Annotated in this window: 13 protein-coding genes and 1 pseudogene; 3 read left to right on the plus strand and 11 right to left on the minus strand. The window is 30.6% G+C overall.

What is annotated here, in order from left to right; genetic code table 11:
- Positions 1-136: 136 nt before the first annotated feature.
- From lpdA to recQ, 5 genes are all read right to left on the minus strand, one after another.
- On the minus strand, positions 137-1,540 hold the full coding sequence (gene lpdA, locus QM746_RS12205) for a dihydrolipoyl dehydrogenase (RefSeq protein WP_414984487.1): 1,404 nt from the start codon (positions 1,538-1,540) through the stop codon (positions 137-139).
- Positions 1,541-1,695: 155 nt separating this feature from the next.
- Positions 1,696-2,208, minus strand: a complete 513-nt coding sequence (locus QM746_RS12210) for a hypothetical protein (RefSeq protein WP_414984488.1) — start codon at positions 2,206-2,208, stop codon at positions 1,696-1,698.
- Between the two features lie 3 nt (positions 2,209-2,211).
- Entirely contained in the window at positions 2,212-3,285 is a 1,074-nt protein-coding gene (locus QM746_RS12215) for a glycosyltransferase (RefSeq protein ID WP_414984489.1), read from the minus strand.
- The gene (locus tag QM746_RS12220; protein WP_414984490.1) at positions 3,285-3,821 is read right to left on the minus strand and encodes a hypothetical protein; all 537 of its coding nucleotides are present in this window, start codon (positions 3,819-3,821) and stop codon (positions 3,285-3,287) included. Before QM746_RS12220 ends, QM746_RS12215 begins: the two co-directional genes overlap by 1 nt.
- Positions 3,822-3,825: 4 nt before the next feature.
- On the minus strand, positions 3,826-6,027 hold the full coding sequence (gene recQ / locus QM746_RS12225) for a DNA helicase RecQ (RefSeq protein WP_414984491.1): 2,202 nt from the start codon (positions 6,025-6,027) through the stop codon (positions 3,826-3,828).
- Between the two features lie 239 nt (positions 6,028-6,266).
- Between recQ and QM746_RS12230 the strand changes: the two genes are divergently transcribed.
- The 3 genes and pseudogenes from QM746_RS12230 to QM746_RS12240 all read left to right on the plus strand — a co-directional run bounded on the left by QM746_RS12230 (position 6,267) and on the right by QM746_RS12240 (position 9,499).
- Complete coding sequence (locus QM746_RS12230; protein WP_414985152.1) at positions 6,267-7,226, plus strand: KpsF/GutQ family sugar-phosphate isomerase; 960 nt, start codon at positions 6,267-6,269, stop codon at positions 7,224-7,226.
- 86 nt (positions 7,227-7,312) lie between these two features.
- Positions 7,313-8,143 (plus strand): twin-arginine translocase subunit TatC, encoded by an 831-nt coding sequence (tatC, locus tag QM746_RS12235; protein WP_414984492.1) that lies wholly within the window; start codon positions 7,313-7,315, stop codon positions 8,141-8,143.
- 5 nt (positions 8,144-8,148) lie between these two features.
- Positions 8,149-9,499, plus strand: a pseudogene (locus tag QM746_RS12240) (MATE family efflux transporter).
- Positions 9,500-9,561: 62 nt separating this feature from the next.
- Here the strand turns inward: QM746_RS12240 and QM746_RS12245 are convergent.
- From QM746_RS12245 to QM746_RS12270, 6 genes are all read right to left on the minus strand, one after another.
- A complete protein-coding gene (locus QM746_RS12245; RefSeq protein ID WP_374362035.1) occupies positions 9,562-9,777 on the minus strand; it encodes a putative signal transducing protein in 216 nt (71 codons plus the stop codon).
- Between the two features lie 108 nt (positions 9,778-9,885).
- Positions 9,886-10,386 (minus strand): hypothetical protein, encoded by a 501-nt coding sequence (locus tag QM746_RS12250; protein WP_414984493.1) that lies wholly within the window; start codon positions 10,384-10,386, stop codon positions 9,886-9,888.
- 184 nt (positions 10,387-10,570) lie between these two features.
- Positions 10,571-12,778 (minus strand): TonB-dependent receptor plug domain-containing protein, encoded by a 2,208-nt coding sequence (locus QM746_RS12255; protein ID WP_414985153.1) that lies wholly within the window; start codon positions 12,776-12,778, stop codon positions 10,571-10,573.
- Positions 12,779-13,102: 324 nt separating this feature from the next.
- Positions 13,103-13,915, minus strand: coding sequence for a 3-deoxy-8-phosphooctulonate synthase (gene kdsA / locus QM746_RS12260; RefSeq protein WP_414984494.1), 813 nt, complete (start codon positions 13,913-13,915; stop codon positions 13,103-13,105).
- A gap of 52 nt (positions 13,916-13,967) precedes the next feature.
- Positions 13,968-14,435 (minus strand): PH domain-containing protein, encoded by a 468-nt coding sequence (locus QM746_RS12265; protein ID WP_414984495.1) that lies wholly within the window; start codon positions 14,433-14,435, stop codon positions 13,968-13,970.
- Between the two features lie 67 nt (positions 14,436-14,502).
- A complete protein-coding gene (locus tag QM746_RS12270; RefSeq protein ID WP_414984496.1) occupies positions 14,503-15,282 on the minus strand; it encodes a zinc ribbon domain-containing protein in 780 nt (259 codons plus the stop codon).
- Position 15,283 lies beyond the last annotated feature (1 nt).

Raw genomic sequence — 15,283 nt, forward strand, 5'->3', positions numbered from 1 at the left:
TTTTAAATAACGATTGCAAATGTATAATATTATTTTTAATAATTCTAAATAAAATTAATAAAATTTAACAAAAAAAGAGAAGCAATATAGCTTCTCTTTTTTAAATATATCTATTTAAATATTCAAAATCAGACCATTACACATGAATTGATCTTTTACCTGTTGCATCCAAACAAGCTTCTTTTATCGCTTCTGTAAATGTAGGGTGCGCATGAGAACTTCTTGCAATATCTTCTGCACTTGCTCTAAATTCCATCGCAATTACAGCTTCTGCAATCATGTCTGCTGCTCTTGCACCAATCATGTGAACTCCTAAAATTTCATCCGTTTTTTCGTCTGCCAAAACTTTAATCAATCCATCAATGTCTCCAGAAGCTCTACTTCTACCCAATGCTCTCATCGGGAAAGAACCTACTTTGTAAGCAGCTCCTTCTTCTTTTAATTGCTCTTCGGTTTTACCAACACCCGCAACTTCTGGCCAAGTATAAACAACTCCAGGAATCAAATTATAATTAATGTGAGGTTTTTGTCCAGCTAAAACTTCCGCTACAAAAACGCCTTCTTCTTCCGCTTTGTGAGCCAACATTGCTCCTTTCACTACATCACCAATTGCATAAATATTTGCAACATTCGTTTGAAGATGCTCGTTTACTTTTACTCTTCCTCTTTCATCTAATTCTACTCCTGCATTTTCTAAGCCAAGACATTCTGTATAAGGTTTTCTACCTACAGAAACGAGAACATAATCTCCTTCTACAGCTACTTCTTCACCTTTTTTATCCTTTGCTGTAATTTTAACAGTATCACCACTTCTTTCTACCGATTGAACACCTGTAGAAAGCATAAATTTCATACCTTGCTTTTTAAGAACTTTCGTTAATTCTTTAGACAAAGCACCATCCATTGTTGGGATAATTTTGTCCATAAATTCTACTACAGTTACTTGAGAACCTAATCTTAAATAAACAGAACCCAATTCTAAACCAATAACTCCACCTCCAATTACAACCAAATGCTTTGGAATTTCTTTTAAATTTAAAGCTTCTGTAGAAGTAATTACTCTTTCTTTATCTAGAGAAATAAAAGGCAAACTAGACGGTTTAGAACCCGTTGCAATGATAGAATATTTAGATTCGATGCTTTCTGAAGAACCGTCTTTTTTAGAAATTTTGATTTTAGTAGCAGATTCGAAACTTCCTACACCTTCGAAAACCGTTACTTTATTTTTGTCCATCAAGAAATTAATTCCTTTGGTTGTTTGCTCTACAACTTCATTTTTACGAGCAATCATTCTTGCAATATCCGCCTTTGGAGCATCAATAATAATCCCGTGATTTTCAAAATTATGAGCTGCATTGTGAAAATGCTCAGAGCTGTCTAACAAAGCTTTAGAAGGGATACAACCTACATTAAGACAAGTTCCACCTAAGGTTGAATATTTTTCAATTAGAGCTGTTTTGAAACCCAATTGTGCTGCACGAATTGCTGCAACATAACCACCAGGACCAGAACCAATTACGGTAACATCGAATTGTGACATTTTTATATTTATTTTTCGTTATAACTTATTTTATGCGAATTTAAGAAATTTGAATGAAGTTTCCTCGCAATATTGCTACGTTTTCGCAATGATTGTAATGAATAAAATAAATGAGAAAATATATTAGAAAATTTCAGAATTATTTCTTCCTTTAACTAATTGATTTTTTTTTGCTTTACATTTAAATAAAAAATCATTTCATAATCAACTTTAATCCCTATATAGCTTTGTGCAGATTTCCATTTTTTTATTTCTGGAAGACTCAAAACTCTTAATATTTCTTTTTTTACTTTTTCATCTTTATAATTAAATATCTCAACTTTTTTTATACTATCATTTTTTCCTATTACCATTTTAATCTTATAAATGAATGGCTTTGAATTACGAGGAATAATCAAGTTTTGATAAATATCTTTTCTAAATTTAGGTATTCCTCCTTCATATTGAGGATAAATATCAGTAGCACAAAAAAAACAATTGAGTTTATATTTCTCACAAGAATCAGAAAATTTTTTGAGCTTTAAATTTTCTCTATCAATAAGCAAAGAGTCTTCTTTAGTTAAAAGAAATTTTTGTTCACTAAAAGTTGAAAGTGTAACATATTTTTCTTTATTCATAACTGAACAAGAAATTATTCCTAATAAAAAAAAGAAAACCAAATATTTCATCTTTTAAATCTTTTCAAAAACCTCAAAATATTTCTCCAAAATCATATCTTTAGAAAATCTAGATTTTATTGAATTCTTAATCAAATCTTTATTATGATTCTCATCTAAAATTTCTAGTATTTTTTTAGCAAATTCTTCGTGATTTTCTATATCCGAAATTTCTCCGTTAATTTTTGGTTGAATAATTTCATTAATTCCGCCTTTGCAATTATTGGCTAAAGAATAGGTTCCACAAGCGCCAGCTTCTAACAAAACATTTGGGAAACCTTCGTATCTGGAACTCAGAATAAACAAATCTGCAAACTTCAAAAAAGGATAAGGATTCTTTTGAGCTCCATGAAAAATCACGTTTTTTAACCCTAAATTCCCCTTCATTTCACGAAGCAAATCTTTGTCTTTTCCGCCTCCTAAAACATGCAATAAAATATTTTTATCTTTCAGATTTTCAAATACTTTTAGTAAATTATCAAAACCTTTTCTGGAAGATAAATTTCCAACTGCTACAACATTTTTATATCCTTCTTTATAACTTTCAGGCTTTGTAGAATTCTCTAATTTTTCTTCAATAAAATTAAAATCTACAGGATTGTTAATTTTTGTAAGTTTATCTTTTTTGATGTTAAAATGATGAATTAAATCAAACATCATGTCATCACTCTGGCAAACTATTTTGTGATAATTATTATAAAATTTATAGAAAAATCTAATTTCTCTTCTCGTTACGTGCTGGGAGACAACATTGGTTTCTCGCGCAATGAATTTTATCTTAGGAAAAAGCTTTATAAACAACGATAAATAGGCGTTTACTTCGCCAAAACCACTGAAAACAATGTCTGGTTTTCTCTTTCTAATTTGTTGTAAAATTGACTTTAAAGAATTTCGAATTCTTGGAGTTTTGATGTCTATAATTTCTATATCTTCCTTTAAAAAATCCAGATAAAAACCTTCTTTTCTCAACAACAAAATGCTTGGAGAAAAAAAATCTCTAGGCAAATGATTCGCAATTGTAGTTACAATTCGCTCTGCACCACCTGCATTAAGATCTGGAAGAATAAAAAGGATAGATTTTTTTTGCACTAATAAAAAGTTTTAGAAATTTTAAGATTTAATTCTTCAAAAATTGTTATAATTTCATTTATATTTTCAACACTTTGAAATGAAAATTCATCTTCTTTGAAATTCATCCCAAAACTTCTTCCAAAAACAAATTTTTCAAAATTAAGTGCCATTTCTGGTTCTCCAAAAATAATATTACCAAAAAAATTATTATTCATTTCAATATTTACAATTTTTATATTATCTAATTTTAAAAATTTATAAATATATCCCGTTTGATTTTCTACAATTATAATTCTTTGATTTGTAATTATATATTTATTATTCTTCAATTCAAAATACTTAAAAATCCATCTACCAAAGGAATAATAGAAGCCCGCTACTAAAAATAAAATTCCAAACACTAAAAAAAAACCAGAAAAATTGATGAAAATTAAAATCATAATTATCAAATAAAAAAAAGAAAAAGGGATTCTTAATCTTTCTGTGGAATTAAAAAAGAAACTCTTTTTAGGAAGAATTTCTTTTAATATTATTTCATCTAAATTTAGTTTCATCTATTTAATTCGCTACATCAGAAATGAATTTAATACGAAGCATTCTCACTTCTTCATCAGATAAATCATCTCCAAATTCTGCTAAAAGAACTTTCATAGAATCGCTTTCAGATTCGCTCATAAAATCCATAAATTCTTCTACAATATCTTCGTCAAAATTTTCGTCGATATAATAATCAATATTCAATTTAGTACCTTGATATACAATAGATTCCATTTCAGAAAGCAGTTCATCCATTGTAAGATGTTTTGCTTTTGCAATGTCTTCTAAATCAATTTTTTTGTCGGTATTTTGTATAATAAAAACTTTATGAGAAGACTTATTGGCTACTGTTTTCAAAACCATATCCTGAGTTCTCTCAATATTATTTTCTTCAACATATTTTGCAATAAAATCTGCAAATTCTTTACCGTATTTTTTCGCTTTTCCTTCGCCAACACCATATACTTTTGCAATTTCTTCTACAGAGATAGGATATTGCACCGTCATATCTTCCAAACTTGGATCCATGAAAACCGTATAAGGTGGAATGCTATATTTTTTGGCTACTTTTTTCCTTAATTCTTTCAGTTGATTGAAAAGATTTTGGTCTAAACCGCCTCCAGATTGCACCTGAATTTGCTCCGCATCTGCAATAGCAGCCAAATCAAACTCTCGGTCTTCGGCAATCATAAATTCGGATTTATCTTTTCCTGCAAGGAATTTTTTAGCTTTTTCAGAAAGTTTTAAAACACCATACGTTTCTATATCTTTGGTTAAAAATCCTTGTACGGTAGCTTGTCTAATGATAGATTTCCAATAGTTATCTGTTTCAGATTTACCAATACCAAAATGCTTAGAATTTTCTAGCTTATACGCTTTAGTAGTAGCAGATTCTTTACCCGAAATTATAGAAATTAAGTCTTTTGTTTTGAATTTTTCTTCCAAATCTTTTACAATTTCTAAGACTTTATTCAAATCTTTAGAAGCATCTTTCAGTTTTGGCGGATTTACAGAGTTATCATCCATTTTGGCACCATCACCATTAATTGGGTCGAATTCTTCACCGAAATAGTATAATAAATATTGTCTTCTGCTCATAGAAGTTTCGGCATAACCTACTACTTCATTTAATAATTGAAGCCCTATTTCGCGTTCTGAAACAGGTTTTTGAGCTAAAAATTTTTCTAATTTTTCAATATCTTTTGGGTCATAGAACGCCAAACAATGCCCTTCGCCACCATCTCTACCAGCCCTACCTGTTTCTTGATAGTAACTTTCAAGAGATTTCGGAATGTCATAATGAATTACAAATCTCACATCTGGTTTGTCAATTCCCATCCCAAAAGCAATGGTTGCAACAATTACATCTGCATCTTCCATCAAAAATTTATCTTGATTGGTAACTCTCGTTTTCTGGTCTAAACCAGCGTGATAAGGCAATGCATTAATGCCATTAACTTGCAAAAGCTGAGCAAATTCTTCTACTTTTCTTCGGCTCAAACAATACACTATGCCCGATTTACCTTTGTGCAGATTAATAAATTTTACAATTTCTTTATCTACATTTACTTTCGGGCGAATTTCGTAATATAAATTTGGTCTGTTGAAACTTGCTTTAAAAACTTCAGCACTATTCATTCCTAAAGTTTTCTGAATATCATCTTGAACTTTTGGAGTTGCCGTTGCAGTAAGTGCAATTACAGGAACTTTTGCTATTTTTTCAATAATGAGTTTTAAATTTCTATACTCTGGACGGAAATCATGTCCCCATTCAGAAATACAGTGCGCTTCGTCTATTGCTACGAAAGAAATCTTAATTTCCTTTAAAAAATTAAGATATTCTTCTTTTACCAAACTTTCTGGTGCTACATATAAAAGTTTTGTTTTACCACTTTTTATATCATCAAAAACTTGTTTGGTTTGTGTCTTATTAAGAGAAGAATTAAGGACATGTCCTACCCCTTCTTCTGCAGAAATTCCGTTTATAGCATCTACTTGGTTCTTCATTAAGGCAATAAGTGGAGAAACCACAATAGCTGTACCTTCCGAAAGCAACGCCGGCAATTGGTAACATAGAGATTTACCTCCACCAGTTGGCATCAATACAAAAACATCTTTTCCCTCTAAAAGTGAGGATATAATTTGCTCTTGTCTTCCTTTAAAATTAGAAAAACCAAAATATTTTTTTAGTGCTACAGTTAAATCTTCGTGTTTAGGCTTCATCTTTTAGTGTAAGTTTTACTAAATTTGCATCTTACCAAAGATAAAAATTTTTAATGATATTTAAAAATTTTTGAAAAATTTGGAATATATTTTTTTTGATTATTCAAAAGTAAGCATTGAAAGCACTTTGCTGCAATCATAAAGGCTTTTTTTAATAAAACTTTAAGTTTTTTATGGAGTTTTTTAGAAAAATTTGCTTTAAGAATTCAAAAAAAAAGCATCATAATTTTAAAATTATAATAAAAGTGACTAACATTCAAGAATTAGCAAAAAACGCAATTTCAATAGAAATTTCAGAATTAATTTCTTTAAAAGAACGCATTGACGAGACTTTTGAAAAAGCAATTAATTTAATTTTTAACTCTACAGGCAAATTAATTATTGTAGGAATAGGAAAATCTGCTCATGTAGCCAACAAAATAGTGGCAACACTTAATTCTACAGGTACTGCTTCTCAGTTTTTACACGCTGCAGAAGCTATTCATGGAGATTTGGGAGTAATCCAAAAAAACGATATTGTGCTATGTATTTCAAATTCTGGAAACTCACCAGAAATTGTTTACTTATTGCCTTATTTAAAAGATTATTCTTCTGCTTTAATTGGTATGACGGGAAATCCTAAGTCTAAATTGGCTGAAATTTCTGATATTGTTTTGGATTCTTCTGTAAAAGTAGAAGCTTGTCCTAATAAATTAGCTCCAACCAGTTCTACAACAGTTCAAATGGCAATTGGAGATGCTTTGGCAATTTGCTTGATGGAACTTAGAAATTTTAAAGACCAAGATTTTGCAAAATTCCATCCTGGAGGAAGCATTGGCAAAAATCTTACTGCGAAAGTAGAACAGTTTCTTTCTTCTCAAAAACCAATGGTAGAAAAAAATTCTACTATTAAAGATGTAATTTTTTCTATTTCGAGTTCTAAACACGGGATTACCGTAGTACTAGAAAACGGAGTGATTTCTGGAGTAATTACTGATGGAGATTTAAGAAGAATGCTTTTGAAAACCGATAATATTGGTGGTATTTTAGCAAAAGATATTATGTCTAAAAATCCTAAAACAATAGAAAAAGAGGCTCTAGCAAAAGAAGCTTTATTTATTTTAAAACAAAATAATATTGGACAATTAATCGTTACTGAAAACGGAAATTACTTTGGCATCATAGATTTGCATAGATTGTTAGATGAAGGAATTAATTAAAGTTAGAAGTACGAAGTAAAAAGTTAAAGGTTAGAAGTTAGAAGTCTGAAAAATATAAAAATACAAAACTCGGAAGAAAATAAAATATGGCAGAAGAAAAAGAAATGTCTTTTTTAGGACACATTGGCGAATTAAGAGCGCATCTCATCCGTTCTATTATTGCGACTATTATTGGAGCTTTAATTATTGGTTTCAACATCAATTGGATAATGGATCATATCTTTTTTGGACCTACCAGAAACGATTTTTTAACCTTCAGAGTGGTAAATCATTTTTCTAGAGAAATTATAGGACACAATAGTATTCATTTGCCAAAAGATTTTCCTGTAAGAGTGCAAAAACTTTTCCAACAGTTTAATGTAATGATGGCAGTTTCTGTTTTTGGCGGAATGGTTATGGCATTTCCTTATATTGTTTGGGAATTATGGAAATTTATCAGTCCTGCACTTCACGAAAAAGAAAGAAAAAATTCAATTTTCGTAATTAATGGTGTTTGGTTTCTATTTATTCTTGGTGTACTTTGTGGTTATTTTTTAATTCTTCCATTTGCCATTAATTTTGGTGTAATTTTTAAAATTTCAGACATCATTGTTCCTTTGTATGATTTAAGCGATTACACTACTCTATTCTTACAAGTAGTTCTTGGGATGGGTGTTATTTTCCTTTTTCCAATGGTGGTTTATTTGCTTACAAGTATCGGAATTTTAACTCCACAATTTTTGAAAACTTACCGAAGACACGCAATTGTAGTGATAATGGTAGTTGCAGCTATTATAACACCAGCAGACGTTCTCAGCATGATGGCAGCCGCAATGCCACTGGTTGTTTTATACGAAATGAGTATCTGGATGAGTATCTATGTTCACCGAAAATTACAAAAACAAGAAAAAGCTTTAGCAAAAGCAAATAACAATTAAATTCAATGAAATTTTTAGATAAAAAATTCACACAGGAAACCCTGAAATTGGCGCTTCCAGTGATGCTTACGCAAGTAGGACAAGTCTCTGTAAACTTATTCGACAATATTATTGTAGGAAAACTCTTGGGAGCACAAGCTTTGGCTTCCGTTTCTCTTGGAAACGCCATATTTTTCTCTATTTTTATTTTTGGAATGGGATTTTCTTTGGCTATTCCGCCATTGGTTTCAGAAGCGCATTCTCAGCACAATCACGAGAAAATAAGTTCAGTTTTCAGACACGGATTTGTAGTAAATTTACTTATTGGTTTATTACTGATAGGTCTTATTTTTTGCTTAATTCCGTTTTTACCGCATCTTGGTCAGCCCAAAGAAATTTTACCAGACACCATTTCGTTTTTGAGCATCGTAACGCTTAGTATTTTTCCTTTTATGATTTTCCAAACGATGAGAGAAGTTTCAGAAGGACTTTCTTTTACGATTGGCGTAACCAAAGCTACCATTATTGCAAATGTTATTAATATTATTTTGAATTACGTTTTCATTAAAATATTTTCTTGGGGAGTAGCTGGTTCTGCTTGGGCAACTTTTATTGCCAGAGTTTTTATGATGATTTTTATCTATTTCGTATTGCTAAAAGAAGAAAAAACCAGTAGATACATCAAAGATTTTTCTTTGAAATTAAACCTTTTCAAAAAAGAAATTTTCGAGAAATTAATCAGACTAGGATTTCCTACAGCTTTGCAAATGTTTTTTGAAGTAACAGCATTTGCGGGAGCAGCTTTTATCTGTGGTTTGGTATCCGCTAGAGATATTGCAGCCCATCAAATTGCACTTTCTATGGCAAGTTTCACTTTTAACCTGTGTATTGGTTTTAGCGTAGCTTCAACGGTGATGATTGGGAGAAAACTCGGAGAAAAAGATTTTGTAAATTTAGAAAAAGTAGGTTTCAACAATCTAAAAATTGCATTTTTATTTATGTTGGCGTGTGGCATTTTCTTTATTTTCGGTAGAAATATTTTGCCAACATTTTTCACTAAAAAAGAAGATATAGATGTTATTTTATTAGCCTCAAAACTAATGATTATTGCTGCTTTATTTCAACTTTCAGACGGAATTCAAGTTACAGCATTAGGTTGCCTCAGAAGGAATTCAAGACGTAAAAATCCCTTCTATTCTTACCTTTATTGCTTATTGGGTGGTTGCAATTCCGCTTGGTTATTATTTAACTATTACACAAAAAATGGGAGCTTTTGGAATGTGGATAGCCTTAGGAATTGGATTAACGATTTCCGCAGTATTATTGGTATTAAGATTTAGAAATTTATCTGAAAAGAAAATAAAAAACAATTTATAAAACTATAAAAAAGAGCCTTTTTCGACATTGAAAAAGGCCCTTTTTATTTTCATTAAAATATATTATTCTTCGATAATATCTTGTTGATTATTAATAATTTCTTTAGCTTTTTCAAAATCTTCTTCGCTTACCAAAAGAAAATAATCCTGATTAATTGGCATTACTACTACGTTATTCACGTATTCATTTTTTAAATAACTGTTTATTCCTTCCGAAGCCAATTTAGCTTTTAAAATTTCTAACTCTACCAATATTGTAGATTGTGCTACTACTACCATAATAAATAAATTTCAATGAAATTACGCAAACTTTTAGAAATCTCAGATGATTTAATAAAGAAATTTAAAAGGCTTTCTCAAAATTGAAAAAGCCTCTTTGTTTTTTTATTAAAAAGTATATCTAATCCCAAAACTAAATCTACCAGGTTCTAAACCTTTTTTTATTTGCATTGTATTATAAAAGCCTGGATCTTTTTGGTACAATCTTGGTCTCCAATCAGCAAAAAAACTTACAGGAAAATCTACCAATTCATACTCTGCACCCGCAGTCCCTACAATATTAAATTCTTTTACTTCATTTGGATGTCCACCAGTAATATAAGAAGGACCGGCACCAAGATAAAAAGCCAAACCATCTGTTTGTTCGCTAACTGTATAAATAAACTGAGGGATAACTTGTACAACCGTAAAACCACCACCATAATTTCCACCAAACTCAATTCCTACAAATCTTGTTGGCTGCCATTTTGCACTAATCCCTACAAGAGATTCGCCAACGCCAGTATCTACACTACCTCCAATTGCAAAATCGTACAACTGAGCTTTGGAAAGATTTACCCCCAAAAATAGCATCATCATTATGCTAAAGCTTCTAAATAATCTTTTCATCTTCAAAATTTTCAAAATCAAAAATAGTAATATTTTATTAATACAGTATGAATTTATCTATAAATATTCATTGTTTTCGTCTAAAAACAGATAAACTTCATTATTTTCATAATTATTAAAAAAAAATATTTTTTATCAAAATCTATAATTCAGTATTTATTAATTCTCAAACTAGAATTATATTTTAAAATTTAAATTCTAATTTCACATTAAAGAATCTACCCGTTAACCTTACAGGAACAGGATAAATATTGCTAGAATTAACATCAGTAACCCATTGATTAGCAATAGTATTATTAATATTAAATGCGTTAAAAATCTGTACTCCTAAAGCCAATTCTTTAAATTTACCCCAGAAATTGCCTGAAGCTTTATTCTCTTTTTGGTCTATAAAAACTTTAGTTAAACCAATATCTACTCTTTTGTAACTTGGCAAATTCTTTTGGTAAACATATCTGCTCGCAATATTGGGCAAACCAGTATTAGAATCAATAACAATAGGACTTCCGGAAGGCAAACCATTGGCAAAAACCAACATTAAATTAACCTTCATACTAGGAAATTTCGGCATAAAATCTTGATAAAACATCGAAATTCTAAAACGTTGGTCTGTGGGTCTTGCAATATAACCCATGCCGTCTATATTTTCTTTGGTTCTGGCATAACTTGCAGAAATCCAAGAATCTACACCCGGAACAAATTCACCAAACAATCTAGCATCAATACCATAAGCATACCCTTCAGAATTGTTTTCACCAGCATATCTTATTCTCACATTATCAAGATAATACGGAATTAAATTGCTCATTTTTTTATAATACAATTCTGTGGTTAATTTAAAAGGTCTGTCAACCATTTTGAATTCATAATCATTTGCTGCAATAAATTGAACAGATTTTTGAGATTTTATATCACTATTAAAACTTCCGTCTAAATCTTTAATTTCTTTGTAAAATGGCGCTTGATAATAAATTCCTCCAGAAAATCTAAAAAGCATATCTGCGTCCCAATTTGGTTTTATGGCAAATTGTGCTCTTGGAGAAATTATCGTTTCGTTATTAAAATCCCAATGTTGCGCTCTAACGCCTGCATTTACAAAAACCCTGCTTTCTCCCCAATAAAATTTCTTAGAAACTTGCGCATAACCAGAAATTCTAGTAGGATTAATATCGTTATTACCTGCAATTAAATATCTCAATTTCAACTGAGAAGCATCCAAAATCCCAGGAATTGTATTGCTTCTAGGCACGCTATAACCAAGAGAATCTACCAATTGCCATTCGTTGGTCATATCTTTCAGTTTCTCTTTTTCATATTTTACACCAATTTCAATATCTGTATTGGCATCAGGAGAATATTTTGCTCTCAACTGACTTCCATAGACTCTTGCTAACAAATCATTTCTTGCGTGGTCTATTTGTCCGCCCGCATCATAAATTGCAACAGGATCACCAGTTGTTGGGTCAAAAGCTTGAAGCATATAACCTGAGGCAATGCTATAATATTCTTTTTCTCTATTTTGATAAGCAAAATTATCAAGAGTAAAAGTTAATTTTTTATTTGGTTTAAAAGTAACAGAAGCCGTTCCCATCATATTTTTATACTGGTCGTCTTCTTTTCCTTCGTAGCCAACATATAATTTTATAGGTTGTTGAAGTGTACCAAAATCTACTTCCTTATATTTTGGAATCATTTCGTAATCATTTTTAGACCAATATCCTAAAAAGGAAATTGCCCATTTATCATTAAATTGATAATTGATATGAGATTGAAAATCAAAATATTGTGGATTAAAATCTACATCTTCATTTAAAGTATTGAGCACCATATTCGTATTTCTGTATCTACCAGAAAACAAAGCACTCAATTTCTTATTTTTAGAAGCAAAACCAGTTGAAAGTTTTCCTCCAATTAAACTCGCTTCTCCAGAAACTTCAAATTTCGTGGGTTGTCTGTAATAAATATTAAGTGCAGAACTCATTTTATCACCATATTTTGCTTCGAAACCACCAGCAGAAAAACTGATTGCAGAAACCATATCCGGATTTACAACACTCATTCCTTCTTGCAAAAAATTTCTAATTAGAAAAGGTCTGTAAAGTTCAATATCATTAATATAAATTAAATTTTCGTCATAATTTCCACCTCTCACCATGTATTGAGAAGAAAGCTCTGTGTTTGAATTTACCGAAGGAAGAGATTTTACCAATCCTTCTACACCACCAGAAAGCGAAGCTAAAACCTGCGCTTGTTTCGGGGAAATTTCCAGAGAAGTAATATCTGTAATTTTTGGTTTTCCTTTTCCACGGAAAACCACTTCTTGTATATCTTTTGTCTTAACCGAAGAAACAAATTTTACATTAAGATATTGATATCTCTGTTTTGGATTTATTTTTTTTTGAAAACTGGTAAAAGTTTCTTTTTCGGCTATTAAAGTTTGTTCTGTCTCTGCTACAGGGATTTTCACAAAACCATCAACATTCGTTTTATAAGATTTTGAGTTATAATTTACATTTACATCAGAAACAGGATTGCCATTTTCGTCTAAAATCTTCAAATTAATTTGAGAAAAAATAAGCACTGGAAATAAGGCAATTAATAGTAAGGCGAGCTTTTTCAAACGGTTTAATTTTAATGGATAAATTTATAAAATTTAACGAACTTTTAAAAGTTTTATTTCAAAAGAAAAACCAAGCGAATGGCTTGGTTCTGTTATCTATAAAATTGCTTCTCTTACTCTGGTTAATTTACCTAGCAAATCGTCTAATAAATCTAATTTCAACATATTAGCGCCATCAGATTTCGCCACAGAAGGATCTGGATGAGTTTCTATAAAAATTCCGTCTGCTCCTACTACAATTCCTGCTTTTGCAATGGTTTCTATCAATTCTGGTCTTCCTCCTGTTACCCCAGAATTTTGGTTGGGTTGTTGCAAAGAATGGGTAACGTCTAAAATTACAGGTGCATAATTTCTCATCGTAGGAATTCCTCTGAAATCTACCACCAAATCTGTATATCCGAAAGAATTTCCTCTCTCAATAATTGCCATATTATCATTTCCACTGTCAATTACTTTTTGCACGGCAAATTTCATAGATTCTGGAGATAAAAACTGACCTTTTTTTAGCGTAACAGCTTTCCCTGTTTTGGCAGCAGCAACCAACAAATCTGTTTGGCGAACCAAAAATGCAGGAATTTGCAAAACATCTACTCCATAAGAAGCCGCCAATTCTGCATGAGCATTTTCATGAATATCTGTAGTGGTAGGAATATTGAACGTTTCGCCAACTTTTTGAATAATTTTAAGAGCTTTTTCATCTCCAATTCCTGTAAAACTATCTACTCTGCTTCTGTTTGCTTTTTTAAAACTTCCTTTAAAAATGTAAGGAATTTGATATTTATCTGTAAGTTTTACTATTTTTTCGGCAATTTGCAAAGCCATATCTTCTCCTTCTATGGCACATGGACCAGCAATTAGAAAGAAGTTTTGAGAATTTTTGTGATGAATTTTAGAAAGTGATTGAATCATTTTTATTTTTTTATGTTCCAAAATTAATTAAATATCATTGGAAAATCTATTCTTAAGAGAAATTCTTTACTTTTTTGATGAACTCTTCTGGATTTTCGGGAGAAATCATATAAACCTTACCAGATTTCATCGTTATTTTTACTTTGTTATAGATATTGGTAACATACCAAACATCGTTTCCGTTGAAATATCCAAAATGCCCAAAAAGTCCGCCAACGCCCATTGTTCTTATATTTAAACCAATTTTAGGATTTTCTTCAATGGTATTTATATCATCAAAAGGAATCTTAATGTTCACAAAATTATTTTTAATTACAATTGTTTTATCATTTAAAAATAATTGAGGAATCATCATATAACTGGTAATAAAAGCCAAAGCCATAATGAGACTCACCATAAATAGAGAAACTCTTGGCGCACCCAATTTATACATAACAAACGGAACAGCAACTGCAAAAACCACAAAGGAAGTAGTCATAAGCCCTGTTCTTTTGTCCATTTTAGAAGTAAAATTTTTCATAAGATAAAAATAAAAAAATTCCGCTTATAAAATTACAAGCGGAGTTTTTATATTTCGAAAATTTTTATTAAAATTTAATAATAGAAGCCATTCTTTCGTTTTCCTCCATTACCAATTCGTCATCTACCAAAATTTTACCAGAATGCTCATCAATAATAATTTTTTTACGTTGAGCAATTTCCATTTGTTTTTGTGGCGGAATAGTGAAGAAAGAACCTTTAGGAGCTCCTCTTTCTAATCCTACTACCGCAAGACCGTTGATAGAACTTGTTCTAATTCTGTTATAAGAAGCCAATAATCTTTCGTCTATTTTTTCAGAAAACTCTTTAGATTTTTCTAAAAGATAATCTTCTTCTTTTTGAGTTTCTGCGATTAATGCATCTAGTTCGTTCTTTTTGAAATTCAAATGAGATTCTAGTTCATTAATTTTAGCTTTCAACTCGTCTAATAATTCGTTTTTGTGAGCAATTTTAGCATTGAATTCTTTAATTCTTTTTTCAGAAAGCTGAACTTCTAATTCTTGAAATTCAATTTCTTTAGCCAAAGCTTCAAATTCTTTATTATTTCTAACGTTGTCTTGTTGAGATTTGTATTTCTCCATCATAGACTTAGAATGAGTGATTGCTTCTTTTTTTGCTGCAATTTCATTTTGTAAATCTTTGATTTCGTTGTCAAATTTAGAAGCTCTCTTGTTAAGTCCTTCTACTTCTACTTCTAAATCTTCCACTTCAATTGGTAATTCGCCTCTTGTATTGCGGATTTCGTCTAATCTAGAATCAATAATCTGAAGATCATAAAGAGCTCTTAGTTTTTCTTCAACAGAAATTTCGTTTGTCTTATTTGCCATA

The sequence above is a fragment of the Cloacibacterium sp. genome, from assembly GCF_047601505.1.
Taxonomy (GTDB): Bacteria; Bacteroidota; Bacteroidia; order Flavobacteriales; family Weeksellaceae; genus Cloacibacterium.

Coding starts and splice junctions, on each gene's coding strand:
- lpdA (WP_414984487.1), bottom strand. CDS start 1,540: ATGTCACAATTCGATGTTACCGTAATTGGTTCTGGTCCTGGTGGTTAT.
- QM746_RS12210 (WP_414984488.1), bottom strand. CDS start 2,208: ATGAAATATTTGGTTTTCTTTTTTTTATTAGGAATAATTTCTTGTTCA.
- QM746_RS12220 (WP_414984490.1), bottom strand. CDS start 3,821: ATGAAACTAAATTTAGATGAAATAATATTAAAAGAAATTCTTCCTAAA.
- recQ (WP_414984491.1), bottom strand. CDS start 6,027: ATGAAGCCTAAACACGAAGATTTAACTGTAGCACTAAAAAAATATTTT.
- tatC (WP_414984492.1), top strand. CDS start 7,313: ATGGCAGAAGAAAAAGAAATGTCTTTTTTAGGACACATTGGCGAATTA.
- QM746_RS12245 (WP_374362035.1), bottom strand. CDS start 9,777: ATGGTAGTAGTAGCACAATCTACAATATTGGTAGAGTTAGAAATTTTA.
- QM746_RS12250 (WP_414984493.1), bottom strand. CDS start 10,386: ATGAAAAGATTATTTAGAAGCTTTAGCATAATGATGATGCTATTTTTG.
- kdsA (WP_414984494.1), bottom strand. CDS start 13,915: ATGATTCAATCACTTTCTAAAATTCATCACAAAAATTCTCAAAACTTC.
- QM746_RS12265 (WP_414984495.1), bottom strand. CDS start 14,435: ATGAAAAATTTTACTTCTAAAATGGACAAAAGAACAGGGCTTATGACT.
- QM746_RS12270 (WP_414984496.1), bottom strand. CDS start 15,282: ATGGCAAATAAGACAAACGAAATTTCTGTTGAAGAAAAACTAAGAGCT.